The sequence below is a fragment of the Paenibacillus thiaminolyticus genome (assembly GCF_003591545.1).
GTDB lineage: Bacteria > Bacillota > Bacilli > Paenibacillales > Paenibacillaceae > Paenibacillus_B > Paenibacillus_B thiaminolyticus_A.
Genome location: NZ_QYZD01000007.1, coordinates 22,724 through 35,399, shown reverse-complemented (window position 1 = coordinate 35,399; position 12,676 = coordinate 22,724). Strand labels below are relative to the sequence as shown.

8 protein-coding genes and 1 riboswitch are annotated in these 12,676 nt (G+C 56.5%); of the genes, 2 read left to right on the top strand and 6 right to left on the bottom strand.

Annotation, left to right across the window (positions count from 1 at the left end):
- Positions 1–28: 28 nt before the first annotated feature.
- From DQX05_RS10225 to DQX05_RS10200, 6 genes are all read right to left on the bottom strand, one after another.
- On the bottom strand, positions 29–2,341 hold the full coding sequence (locus DQX05_RS10225) for a beta-glucosidase family protein (protein WP_119793232.1): 2,313 nt from the start codon (positions 2,339–2,341) through the stop codon (positions 29–31).
- A gap of 24 nt (positions 2,342–2,365) precedes the next feature.
- Positions 2,366–3,613, bottom strand: coding sequence for a PTS sugar transporter subunit IIC (locus tag DQX05_RS10220; protein WP_119793230.1), 1,248 nt, complete (start codon positions 3,611–3,613; stop codon positions 2,366–2,368).
- A 197-nt stretch (positions 3,614–3,810) separates the two neighbouring features.
- Positions 3,811–6,300 (bottom strand): GH39 family glycosyl hydrolase, encoded by a 2,490-nt coding sequence (locus DQX05_RS10215; RefSeq protein WP_119793228.1) that lies wholly within the window; start codon positions 6,298–6,300, stop codon positions 3,811–3,813.
- Between the two features lie 114 nt (positions 6,301–6,414).
- Positions 6,415–7,452 carry a cytochrome d ubiquinol oxidase subunit II gene (locus DQX05_RS10210; protein WP_119793226.1) on the bottom strand — a complete coding sequence of 346 codons (1,038 nt, stop codon included), beginning with the start codon at positions 7,450–7,452 and terminating at the stop codon, positions 6,415–6,417.
- Positions 7,449–8,822: a cytochrome ubiquinol oxidase subunit I gene (locus DQX05_RS10205; RefSeq protein WP_119793225.1), complete on the bottom strand. Its 1,374-nt coding sequence runs from the start codon at positions 8,820–8,822 to the stop codon at positions 7,449–7,451. Before DQX05_RS10205 ends, DQX05_RS10210 begins: the two co-directional genes overlap by 4 nt.
- Positions 8,823–8,976: 154 nt before the next feature.
- Positions 8,977–10,428 (bottom strand): amino acid permease, encoded by a 1,452-nt coding sequence (locus DQX05_RS10200; protein WP_119793223.1) that lies wholly within the window; start codon positions 10,426–10,428, stop codon positions 8,977–8,979.
- A gap of 121 nt (positions 10,429–10,549) precedes the next feature.
- Positions 10,550–10,736: riboswitch (Lysine riboswitch) on the bottom strand.
- A 291-nt stretch (positions 10,737–11,027) separates the two neighbouring features.
- On the opposite strand from DQX05_RS10200, the gene DQX05_RS10195 reads away from it, so the two are divergent.
- Together DQX05_RS10195 and DQX05_RS10190 are read left to right on the top strand one after the other, a co-directional pair.
- Positions 11,028–11,723, top strand: a complete 696-nt coding sequence (locus DQX05_RS10195; protein ID WP_119793221.1) for an N-acetylmannosamine-6-phosphate 2-epimerase — start codon at positions 11,028–11,030, stop codon at positions 11,721–11,723.
- Positions 11,724–11,793: 70 nt separating this feature from the next.
- Entirely contained in the window at positions 11,794–12,672 is an 879-nt protein-coding gene (locus tag DQX05_RS10190; RefSeq protein WP_119793219.1) for an ROK family protein, read from the top strand.
- Positions 12,673–12,676 lie beyond the last annotated feature (4 nt).

The window sequence follows — 12,676 nt, the reverse complement described above, 5'->3', positions numbered from 1 at the left end:
ATAAGCCCGGAAGGAGCTGCACCGCTTACTAGCGCTCCGGCAATTCCTCATCAGCAGGCTGGCAGCGCGCTACGCGCTCCAGCATCTCCTCGATGACGAGATGAGGCGATGTGTCTTGCAGCCATTGCTGACCGAACATTTGAATAATTTTAATTAACGGGAAATCATTCCAGAATCCGATGAACTCCTCGTTCAAGATGACGGCCTCTTCCACATGCCGGTTCATATCCGCCAGGTATTCCTCCAGCACCGCCCGCGAATGGGGATAGCGCAGCCAATCGCTGAGCAGGCTGAAGGTGTGAAATTCTACGGCTTGCTGCGTGCCGAAATCACAGTGCAGCCGGCAGCGAAGCCGGATATCACGGGAGGAGCTTCCCGCGAGGATATTGAAAAAGCCCATATCGGCTACCCAGCGCTGCTGCTTGGTGTTGTAATACGAAAAGTCCCGCCGGTCTAACGTAAAATGAACCATTTTCGTGTCTCCCGGCTCCAAGTCTACCTTCGCAAAAGCCTTCAATTCTTTGTCTGGACGCTGCCACAGGCATTCCTCGTCATTCACATACAACTGGATGATTTCCTTGCCGTGTCGCGTGCCTGTATTGCGAATGGCGCAGGTGACATGCACTTCGTCTCCCGCCTGAACCGCCTCAAGCGACACGTACTCGAATGTCGTATAGGACAAGCCGTGGCCGAACGGGAACTGAGGCTCCAACTGCTTCCGATCATAGTATCGGTATCCGGTGAACAGTCCTTCCCCATAATACAGCTTGCCGTTCTCGCCGCGCGGGTACAGATACGAAGGGGTGTCCGACAGCTTGACTGGGAATGTCTCTGACAGCTTGCCCGACGGATTAACGAGGCCGAACAGAATTTCGGCGATGGCTCGGCCTCCGCCTTGCCCGGACAGCCAGCCCTGAATCACGCAAGATACTTGATCAATCCAAGGGCGCATGACGAGGGCGGTACCGCTGCTAAGAACGACGATACAGTTCGGTTGGGCTTCGGCTACCGCTTGAATCAGCTTACTCTGATGGCACGGCAAGTCGATTGAGGCGATGTCGAGCCCTTCCGATTCAGAGGATTCAGGTTGTCCGGCAAAGATGATCGCTGCATCCGAACGTCTAGCCAATGCGACGCTCTCCTCGATCAAGCATTCGTCGATCGTATCGAGCGGGCTATCTTGAGCATAGCCTTCCGCATAGCGAAGCTCAAGGTGCTCTCCGGCGATGTCCTGCATCTCATCCCAAGGGATATCGACCTGCGTCGGTGTCACCTTGGCGCTTCCCGCCCCTTGGATTCTTGGCTGCTTCGCGAATCGGCCGATGACGGCGACGGATGACAGGCGCTCAGGCTGTAGCGGGAGCAGTCCCTTATCGTTTTTCAGCAGAACCATGCTCTCGGCGGCCGCACGGCGGGCCAGCTTATGCCGCTCTTCGGGAGATGGAAGCTCTACCGCCGGCTGCTCTCTCGTCCGGCGAACCAGCTCCAGAATTCTTCTTACGCAAATTTCCAATTGCCGCTCTTCTAATTCTCCAGATTGCACCGCCTCGACGATCGCCTTCGTATTGTAGTGGGCCGGACCCGGCATCTCCAGATCGAGACCAACTTTGATGCCCTTGATGCGATTGTCAACGGCGGTCCAGTCGGAGAGGACGACGCCGTCATATCCCCATTCTTCCCGCAGAATTCGCTTCAGCAAGAACTCGTTCTCACTGGTGTACTCGCCATTGAGCAGGTTGTAAGAGCACATGATCGTCCATGGATTCGCCTTTTTCACAATTCGTTCGAACGCGCTGAGATAGATTTCACGCAGCGTGCGCTCATCCACCTCCGAACTGGTGATCATCTTCTCGTACTCCTGATTATTGCATGCGAAGTGCTTGACGGATGCTGCCACGCCCTGGCTTTGCAGCCCGTCCACGAAGGCGGCGCCCAGTTCCCCTGTCAGGCATGGATCCTCCGAATAATATTCGAAGTTGCGCCCGCCGAGCGGAGTTCGCTTCATATTGATGCCCGGTCCGAGCAATATATCGACATCGAGCTCTCTTCCTTCCTTGCCAAGCGCGACCCCGAGTTCGCGCAGCAGCTCCACGTTCCACGATGAGCCGATCGCCGAACCTGTCGGGTAGCACGTAGCCGGCACATTGTCCCCGAAGATTCCGAGTTCTTCCATGCTGGCTGTTTTTCGGATTCCGTTCGTGCCGTCATACATGGCGATCGAAGGAATATTCAGGCGATCGACGCTTTTGGTCATCCACATGTTCAATCCCGCGCATAGCGACGCTTTTTCTTCCAGCGTCAATTGCGTCAGTATCATGTCCGTTTCAGTTACTGTTTTCATTGTCAGACCTCCTGTATCATGCTATCATATCTCTTTTTTCGATTGCGCTTGTTGTTCTTTTCTGTATTCCTGCATGTCATACGCTTTGAAGAAAGGGAACCAGACGGCGAACATGATAAGCAGGACCACTGCCAATAAGAGCAATCCGCCAAGTCCCGACACGATGTAAGTCGAGATGCCAAGCGGGGTATACCACATCTGGAACAGCTGGCTTGGAATGGCGGCAAGACCAAGATCTAGCGCGACATAGACGATAATCGGAACAATCAATCCGTTAATCCACATCGGGATCATCAAGATCGGATTGAACGCGATCGGGGCGCCATAGATGACCGGCTCATTGATATTGAACAGCGAAGGCACCAGCGTCGTCTTGCCGATGGCGCTCAGCCGCTTCGATTTGGCGAAGAGGAACCAGATGACCAGCGGCAGCGTGGCGCCCATGCCGCCTACGCCGACCCAACCGGAGAAGAAGGTCTCGAAGGTGTTGATATTCGTTGGCTCCATGCCCTGGGCGACAGCGGCGGCGTTGGCTTCAATGGCCGGCAGCCAGATGGCGAAAAATATCGGCATCAGCACCCACGGGCTGACTCCGAAGGAATACAGGAACACTCCGATGAAATTGAACAGCACGAACCCGAGCAAGCTCTGGCTAATCTGGTTCAGCGGTTCGAACACATTCAAGATCAAGACGAAGATGTCGAACTGCAGCGGATACGTCAGGACCCATCCGGCACCCAAGATCAAGGCAATCGGCACGAGAAAGTCGAACCAATCGACGATGAATTCCGGAAGACTCGTATCTTTTTTGAAAAAAGAGAACTTGTGAAACGCGCTGAAGACAACGGCGACAAGCACGCCGACGATGAGCGAGGTGAACATGCCGCTCGGGCCGAACCGCTCCAGGATGAAGCTGATCGTTCCGTCTTCCCCGAACGTCGGCTTCAGCAGCATCAGGTAGAAGGCTAGCCCGGTACAGCCCGCAATCAGTTTGATTTTATGGCGTTCTTTCTGCTCCATCACTTTATATGGGGTGAGAAAAGCGATGAATAGCCCCAGCAGGCCGAAGCTGAAGGTCGAGACCGGCGACAAATCCGGCATTCCCGGGATAAAATCGTTCAGGATCGACAGCAGTGTAATCAGAGAGCCGATAAACACCATCGGCAGAGCAATCATGATCGAGTCCTGGATCGAGGCAACCCATACATTTTTCGTGAATGTATCTAATTTGGGGGCAAAACGTTCATTCATCCACTTCATAAACCGATCCATAGGCCGTTCCTCCTTATGTTGATTCATTCGTGCACATCCTCAGTGTAGATGAAAATGAATGCGTTTTCTTGGCCTTTGTTGCCGACCCTGTGGTTGTTTTTTGTTCTTCTTGCCGCAGTGAATCGGAACGGGAAGCGGAGAACGCGCCCCGATACAGCAAAAAAACACCCTTTATGTCAAAAAGGGTGTCTGCATCTTCAATATTGGCGCTGCAAGGTAACAAGCTGCACGCCATGCGGAGGAATCACGAAGCGGCGATCGAAGGAGGAGACAGCTTCGAGGAACTCCACCGTGACGGCCGGCCCGGTTCTCCGCCGTAAATAATCGATCTCCTCCTCGCCCGGCGTGCCGGGAGCCCCCATGCGCGCCCACTCGTCGAACAGCGAGCCATGATCCCGGTCGAGCCGGTACGTTGTCGCCTTATAATCCCCTGATAGCCCGTCGAGATGAAGCGCGACTTCAAGATCCCCTTTTTCCTCAAATACCGTATATCTGTCCCGCTCCGTCAGCCCGGACCAATCTCCGCTCGCGAACAAAGGATCGACATGAACGTAATGGTACAGCAGAATCGAATAGTCTTCGCCCGATGTGGCAATGGCATACCCTTCGCCCTGGCGGAGCAGATTTCCTGTTAGCTTGGCGAGAAGCTCGAACGCGTAATAGGCGGGCTTCCTTAATCCATTGCGGTTGAATAAGCCGAAGCCGCCGTGCAAGATGGCGGGAACGGCCTGGCTCTCCTCGAACACGTCCGTGAACGACCAAAAGCCGAGCGAATGGAGACGCCCCTGGGACTGCAGCGCATGCCGCAAAATAAACGGGGCCATGAACATCGTGTCGTGAATATAATTCCGGTCGTAGAGCGAGAAGTTCCATTCCGTAACATGAAGTTCCGGCATTACGGGGAGCTGGGCGGCCTGCAGCTTGCCGCGGACTCGCTCGATCGTCCTGCCGTAAAAATCAGGCGGCATGATGGTAGTCAGCCGCTCTTCATACTTGGTGAACGGGTACTCGGAATAGACGTGGAACGAGAAGAAATCAAGCGGCGCTTGGGAGGTCTTGCAATAGTTGAAAAAGTCTTCCGTCCATGTGTCGTTCCATATCGATCCGTAACCAAGCGCCGGACCGCCCGTTCTTAGTTCGGAATCCACCGATTTGATCGCTTCGGCTGTAGCTTGGTAAAAACGAAAGTACTCCTCCCGGGTTCCCGCCCAGCAGATCCCCTCCAGGTCCGGCTCGTTCCATACTTCAAAATACCATTGCTTCACCTCCTCCAGCCCGTACCGGTTTACGCAATGGCGCACGAACTGGCGCACCAGCTCCGTCCATTTCTCCATGTCGCTAGGGGGCGAGATATTTCCCTTCCACCAAAAAATGGTCTCTCCAGAACGGCGCAGCAGCGAAGGCATAAAACTCAGCTCGACAAAAGGCCTTGTTCCGGCGCTTAACAGAAAGTCGTAAAGCTGATCCACGTAAGACCAGTTATAGACGGGCACGCCGTCTTCCGCCTCGTTATAGATCATCATCTCGTCGTTGAAAATCCCGTGAAAGCGAATGTAACGGAACTTCAGCCTGGACTGCATCTCCAGGAACTGTTCCTGCCAATCGGCGCGGAGTCCCTCGATCGCTCGCCCTGCCGTGGTGAGCATCCTCCAGTTGGGCTCGTAGGGATGAACCGGATCATCGGCGTGAATATCGATGGAGATGCTGTCGCTGGCCAGCGGGGAGCTGAGCGGCAGCTCATAGCCGCGCTCCAGATAAGCGTATAAGGAATCCATTGCCTGGATCGTGTCGATATCGTAATAAGCGCCATGGATTGCGCTCGTGTTCACATTCCAGCGGCTGCTTTTTTTGAGTGTGTCCCGCTCCTGCTTTTCCCGGTAGCCCGTCGGGGTCGTGCCGTACTTTTCCTTGAAATAGGTGTTGAAGGCTTTCACATTGGCGAAGCCGCATTCCGAAGCGATTTGGGTTACGTTTTTATTGGTGCCGGCGAGCAGCTCGACTGATTTCTCCAAGCGGACAAGCGTCAAGTATTTTTGGAACGGGATGCCGATCTTGTCTTTGAAAAAATGGGAAAAATAGTGCAGGCTTAAATGTTCTTGCCGCGCGATGTCCTGCAGCGTAATCTTTTTGCTGTAATGCTTATCAATATATTGAAGCACCCGGTTCAACCGTCTGAGCTCATAATCGTTGCCTGGTTCAGCGCCAGGTTCGCCATCGGGAAGCGCCTCGTGCGGAAAGGAACGCACCAGATGCCCGATCAGCATATGCAGCAGCCCTACAGCGCAAGAACGGTAGCCTGGCGGCTTTTTGTTCAACTCCCACGCCATTCGCGCCAAGTAATGACGAAGCTTGTCATGCGCAGGCTTGCCGTCGGCCCCGCGGTCAAGCGAGCTGCAATGAATATGCATGGGCCGCTCGAGCAGTTCCGGACTGAATTGCAGGGCCAACAATACATTGTCCTGGCCCGTCTTTTCAATTTTGTGCGCAGACAAGCTGTTGATGAACAGGAAATCGCCGGGATGATATTCATGATTGTGCTGGCCGACATAGATCCGCACGCTCCCCTGCAGGACGCAGATCATCTCCACCTCTTTGTGCCAATGGAATTGAATATGATCCACGCTGTTGACGAACATGCGGAACGGCATGTCATCCTGGTGTTCGATGAACTCGTACAAGTATTTCATGGAATTCCTCCTCGCAAGCGCGGCATCCGCCAGCTCCCAGCCTGATCCACCGGACGCGTGCGCCCATTGCTTGCTCTTTTAGCCCTTTCACTGTAGCACGCCATCCCGCTCCTGTCATTCCGGCTTGTTCTCGAAGTAGCGCCGGTCCTTCAAAAACAGCTTCCAGAACAAATAAAAGACCGGGACGAGCAGCAGGGCGCTGACGATGTAGCTGATGAGCAGCGAGCGGAAGATCGCAGGATTCGTGATGCTCGCTTCAATCGTCAGCTGCGGATAAATAATGTAAGGTAGATGGGCTCTCCCGTACGCGTAGCTGGCGAAGGCGTACTGCAAAATAACGAGCACGACGGCGGCTCGGGAATGCCCCTTCCATCCGTCTTGGCGCGGGGCGAACAGACACGCATAGCCAATGACGAAGGCGGCCGCGGACAGCGCGAAGCCGAGCCATTGCTCGCGGAAGCCCGCCACGATCCAGGCAGCCTCCGGCTGCACGGTAAGCGTGACGGCGAGCGCGGTCAGCAGGCTGAAGGGGCCGAAGATGACGGCCCAGCGCCGGTAGATGCGGTAGGTCGCGGCATCGCGCGCCTCGCGGGAGTAATCGGCCAGGAACAGAGCCGAGAAGAACAGCTCCGTCGCGTAGCCGAAGGCGAGATGGGCATACAGCGTCGGGCTGGCCAGTAGCTTCCCGAAGTCGAGCATCAGCCCGCCGTCCGGAGTCTCCATAATGAAGCCCCCGAGCGTCACGGGCAGCACCGAGACGAGCAGCCCCGGGATGAGCAGCCCGGTCACGCCCGAGATGATGCTGATCGTGCGTCCGTACCGATGGACGGAATATCCGTACACGAGGAAGGCGCTGCGCAGGGTGAGCAGCACGAGCACGAGACAGACGGGGACGAGCAGCACGGAAGCGAGCCCGAGCGTCGCCCCGGGGAAAAATCCGACGAGCGCGACGACGAACAGGACGAGGAACGTATTGGTGACCTTCCATGAAGGTGATAAATACCGATTGGCCAGCTCGGCGGCCCGGCCGTCCTCGCTGCGGCGGCCGTAGATCATCGACCAGAAGCCGGCCCCGAAATCGACGGAGCCGAGCAGGCTGTAGACGAACAGGAACACCCACAATATCGAAATGGCAATTGTAGCGTCGGTCATGTGAATGCCTCCTCCGTATGCGGACGGTCATGATCCGGCGTCGGCTCCTGCAGCTCCGCGGAGACGGGATGCCGCCGGAAGTAGAAGCGGAGCACGATTGCCGTCAGCACGAGCAGCAGCACATAGATGCCGACGAAGAGAAGGAACAACGAGCCCATATCGTCGCTCTGCAGTGCCGCTTCCGATGTGCGTTGGATGCGGTAGATGGTCCACGGCTGGCGCGCGGAGCAGCTGAAAATCCAGCCGATCTCGATGGACAGCAGCGACAGCGGTCCGGTAACGGCCAGCACATAGCGGAGCCAGCGCGGATACGGGCGCGGCGACTTGCGCGTGAACGCGCGCCACAGCACGACGACGAGCGCCAGCCCGAGCAGCCCGAAGCCGATGACGACCATCAGATTGAACAAGGTGTGGACGAAGAGCGGCGGCCAATCCTCGCGCGGAATCTCATTGAGCCCCTTCACCTCGGCATCGAACCGGTTCGAGGCGAGGAAGCTGAGCATGCCAGGGAATTCGATGCCGTACTTGATCGTTCGCGTCTCGGGATCGGGAATGCCGCCGAGGACGAGCGGCGCATGGGTCGTCGTCTCGAACAGCGCCTCAGCCGCAGCCAGCTTCTCCGGATTGTGGCGGTACATCGATTGGGCGGCGGCATGGCCGTTAATCGCGGTGGCGAGCGTCATGACGAGCCCGATGACGAGGCCAAGCATAAGTCCTTTGCGGTGATAGGCGGCTTCCCGCTCCGTCACATTGCGCTTGAGCAGGCGCCAGGCCGCGACCGTCACGACGAAGAAAGCACCGGTCATATAGGCCGTGCTCAGCACGTGCAGCGCCGAGGTCGCATACGAAGGATTGAAGAAGGCCGCCCACGGATCGACATCGGTAATCTGCCCGTCGACGATGCGGAAGCCGGCCGGCGTATTCATCCATGCCTGGGCGGCCGTGATCAGCGCGGCGGAGGCGCTGGCTCCGACCATGACGAAGAAGACGCTCAAGATGCGCATGCCATGGGTCAAGCGATCTGCCGCGTAGAAGTAGATGGCCATAAATAAGGCCTCGAAGAAAAAGGCCCAGATCTCAATCTGGAACGGAAGCGCGATGACTTGGCCGACGATTTCCATGAAGCCCGGCCACAAGAGAGCGAGCATGACACCGACGATGGTGCCTGAAGGAATGGCGACGCCGAGCAGGATGCCCAATGTTTTGGTCCAGCGCTTCGCCATGATCGCATAATCCGAATCCTTCTTGCGCCAGTACATAATCTCCGCGAAGACGATCATGAGCGACATTCCGACCCCCAGCGTCGCGAATATAATGTGGAAAGCCATCGACGTGCCGAACAGGGAGCGGGTCATCGTAACGGAATCCATACATACACACCTCTTCTGCTGTCATTTCCGCCTAGTGTGTGGAAAATAGGTGCTGGATATACATGATTACCCAATTCGCGGAAGCCGAAAAAGCCCGCTTGCGCGGCAGGGAAAATCCCAAGCGCAAGCGGGCCGTATCATCGAATGATTCGGATCAGGAGTCGAATTTGCATTCGTCCAGCGGAATCATTTTCGTCCGGTGCTTCCATTTATAACCGAGCCAGACGGAGAGGAAGATCGGAAGACCGATATAGGTCATCACTAATCCCTTCCAGTCGATGCCCTCCCCGGTGAAGGCCTGATAGTTCTGTCCGACAATGACGATCATACAGAGCGCGAAGGCGAACAGCGGGCCGAACGGGAAGAATCTCGCTTTATAAGGCAATTCCTTCAGATCGTGGCCTTGCTTCACGAAGGCCCGCCGGAAGCGGTAATGGCTGACCGCGATGCCGAGCCAAGCGATGAAGCCGCACATGCCGGAGGCGTTCAAGAGCCAGATATAGACGACGCCGTCGCCGAAGAAGGTCGCCAGGAAGGCGAGCATGCCGATAAGCGACGTGACGATGAGCGCGTTGATCGGTACGCCGCGCTTGTTCAGCTTGCTCAAGAACTTGGGCGCCTTGCCTTCCTTCGCAAGCACCCAGAGAACGCGCGTCGAGGCATACATGCCTGAGTTGCCGGCCGATAGCACGGAGGTCAGAATGACGGCATTCATAATCGCGGCTGCGAACGCGAATCCGGCCTTCTCGAAGACGAGCGTGAACGGGCTCGTGTTGATGCTGTCCACATCGCCAGCCAGCAAGCTCGGATGCGTGTACGGAATCAGCAGCGCGATAACGAAGATGGCGCACACGTAGAACAGCAGGATCCGCCAGAATACCTGCCGGATGGCGCGCGGCACGCTCTCGCGCGGGTTCTCGCTCTCGCCGGCGGCGACCCCGACGAGCTCGGTGCCCTGGAACGAGTACCCTGCTGCCATGAAGACGCCGAGCAGCGCGAAGAATCCGCCGTGGAACGGACCGTCTCCGATCCGGAAATTTTCGAAGCCGACGCGTTCGCTGCCCAGAATACCGAAGATCATGAGCACGCCGACGACGAGGAATATAATAACCGTTGCGATTTTAATGATAGCGAACCAATATTCGGACTCCCCGTAGCCTTTGACGGACAAAAAATTCAGTAAAAAGATGACGCTGAGGAAGAGCAGACTCCATAAAAATGAATTGCTGTCAGGGAACCAGTACTTGATGATGAGCGTAGCGGCCACCAGCTCCGAAGCGATCGTAATCGCCCAGTTGAACCAGAAATTCCAGCCCAGCGCGAACCCGAACGACGGATCGACGAAGCGCGTCGCATAGGTGCTGAACGATCCGGGATCCGGCATATAGGTTGCCAGCTCCCCGAGACTGGTCATCAGGAAATAGACCATGATGCCGACGGCAATATAGGCGGCGAGCGCGCCGCCCGGTCCCGCTTGGGCGATGGCTCCGCCGCTGGCCAGGAACAGCCCTGTGCCGATGGAGCCCCCAAGCGCGATCATCGTAATATGACGGGTCTTCAGGCTGCGGCGCAGCCCGGACTGCCGATTATCTTCTGTTGCCTTCATTGTTGAAAACCCTCGCTTCCTTGGTAATTGAACAGTGGTCGGAAGGAGCGGTGACATGACAAAAAACCGTTCGAGCGTATTACGTCCGACGGTTAGACCGTCCCCATCATACCCTTCCTTAAAAAAAGATAGCGCACCATACGGGGACGGGTAGTCCCGTATGACAGTGCTGCGCCTTTCGGCAACAGCCCCAGCCCGCGTGCTGGAAGATGCCCGCAGACTTCGGCGGTGGTTCCTTTCCCTCCGCATCCTCGGCGCTTCCCGCCTCCGCAGAGCTACTACTAACAACCGCAACCTCTACCTCATCTCGGATAGGATGAGGATTTGCATGATGTGCACAATGGCACGTTATATTCGTTAAGTATAAAGAATGCCCCGGGGGGAATCAATGACAAATGTTCCCGAAAGTTTGCATAATGTGACGGAAGCCATTCCGGAGTCCGCACACGTGACCATGTCCATGGCGTTATGATCGGAAGAAATTTTTTTCAAAAACAAATCGGAAAAAGAAAATAATTTACTATATAATCCGTACGGTGATATAGTAAGGATACCTTACAGAGTGGAGATATACATTAATTACGTGGAGATGCATGCAGATGAACCGAAATTCCACTGTATTTGAACAGGTCAAAGGAAAGCTGATCGTGTCTTGCCAGGCGCTGCCGGATGAACCGCTGCACAGCCCGTTCATCATGGGGAGAATGGCGTATGCTGCCTTCCTGGGCGGAGCGGCGGGAATCCGCGCGAACAGCGTCGAAGATATTCAGGAGATGAAGAAGCAGGTGAAGCTGCCGATCATCGGCATTATCAAGCAAGACTATGAAGGCTCGGATGTGTTCATTACGCCGACGGACCGGGAGGTCGGACTGCTTTATCGCGAAGGCGTTGATATTATCGCCATTGACGCGACGGATCGGGTGCGGCCGGACGGCACGACGATTGCCGAGCAGTTCCCGCAGTTAAAAGCGAAGTACCCGGATCAATTGTTTATGGCGGATTGCTCCACATACGAGGAGGCCATGACGGCGATCGAGCTGGGCTTCGACTGCATCGGCACGACGCTGAGCGGCTATACGGAAGCGACCCGGGGCAAGGCGCTGCCGGACTTCGAGCTGTTGGAGAAGCTTGTGGCCGCTTCCCCCGTCCCGGTCATCGCGGAAGGCGGCATCTCGGCGCCGGAGGAGCTGAAGCGGGCATTCGATCTTGGCGTGCACACAGCCGTCGTCGGCTCGGCAATTACGAGACCGATGGAGATTACGAAGCGCTTCGTGCAGGCCATTGAGCGGGGCTGAATAGCATCGTCTAGTCATGATGCTCTGATTGTTGTCTACACAGCGCATATAGAAGGGCAGGGCGTTCGTTATGAAAATTGTGGCGGCGGATATTGGCGGGACGACGACCAAGATCGGCCTGTGCGACGAGTCGGGGCGGATTGAGCGGTTCCAGGAGTACGATACCGAGAGCAAGCGCGGCGGCGAGCATGTCATCGGGAAGCTTATTGCTCACCTGGAGGAGTACAGCGGCTATGACGCGATTGCCGTCAGCACGGCGGGACAGGTTGATGCGGATGCGGGCGTGATCGTCTACGCCAATGAAAATATTCCGGGGTACACGGGGATGCGCATCGCGGATAGGCTGACGGAGCGGTTCGGCAAGCCGGTCCGGGTCGAGAATGATGTCAATGCGGCTGCATTGGGCGAGGGCCGCTTCGGCGCCGGCCGCTCCTATGCCGACTTCCTGTGTCTGACCTACGGCACAGGCATCGGCGGCGCGATCGTCTTGAATGGCGGCATTTACCGGGGAGCGAACGGCGTGGCCGCCGAGTTCGGCCATATGATGACGCATGCTTGGGCGGAACGCCGCGATCCGGAATTCAAGCCATATTACGAGCAATTCGCCTCAACGACGGCACTCGTCCATATGGCGCGGCAGGTTGATCCGGAATGTATCAACGGGCGGATATTATTTGATAAAATAGACAAGGGCAACGAGCCGCTGCGGCGTGTCGTTGACGACTGGATCACGGAAGTCGCGGCCGGGCTGGCGTCCATCGTCCATATCTTCAATCCTTCCGCCATCGTGGTCGGCGGCGGCGTCATGGAGCGGGACGAGCTGGTCCGTCAAGCGGAAGCGCGGACGAAGGAGTTCATTATGGCCAGCTTCGCCGGGGTTCGCATCGTCAAGGCTTCGCTCGGGAATAAGGCGGGGCTGTTGGGCGCCGCATCGCGTTTTTTGCCATAACTAT

Excerpts from the sequence above, each read along its gene's own strand:
- DQX05_RS10225 (WP_119793232.1), bottom strand. The coding sequence starts at position 2,341 with ATGAAAACAGTAACTGAAACGGACATGATACTGACGCAATTGACGCTG.
- DQX05_RS10220 (WP_119793230.1), bottom strand. The coding sequence starts at position 3,613 with ATGGATCGGTTTATGAAGTGGATGAATGAACGTTTTGCCCCCAAATTA.
- DQX05_RS10215 (WP_119793228.1), bottom strand. The coding sequence starts at position 6,300 with ATGAAATACTTGTACGAGTTCATCGAACACCAGGATGACATGCCGTTC.
- DQX05_RS10210 (WP_119793226.1), bottom strand. The coding sequence starts at position 7,452 with ATGACCGACGCTACAATTGCCATTTCGATATTGTGGGTGTTCCTGTTC.
- DQX05_RS10205 (WP_119793225.1), bottom strand. The coding sequence starts at position 8,822 with ATGGATTCCGTTACGATGACCCGCTCCCTGTTCGGCACGTCGATGGCT.
- DQX05_RS10200 (WP_119793223.1), bottom strand. The coding sequence starts at position 10,428 with ATGAAGGCAACAGAAGATAATCGGCAGTCCGGGCTGCGCCGCAGCCTG.
- DQX05_RS10195 (WP_119793221.1), top strand. The coding sequence starts at position 11,028 with ATGAACCGAAATTCCACTGTATTTGAACAGGTCAAAGGAAAGCTGATC.
- DQX05_RS10190 (WP_119793219.1), top strand. The coding sequence starts at position 11,794 with ATGAAAATTGTGGCGGCGGATATTGGCGGGACGACGACCAAGATCGGC.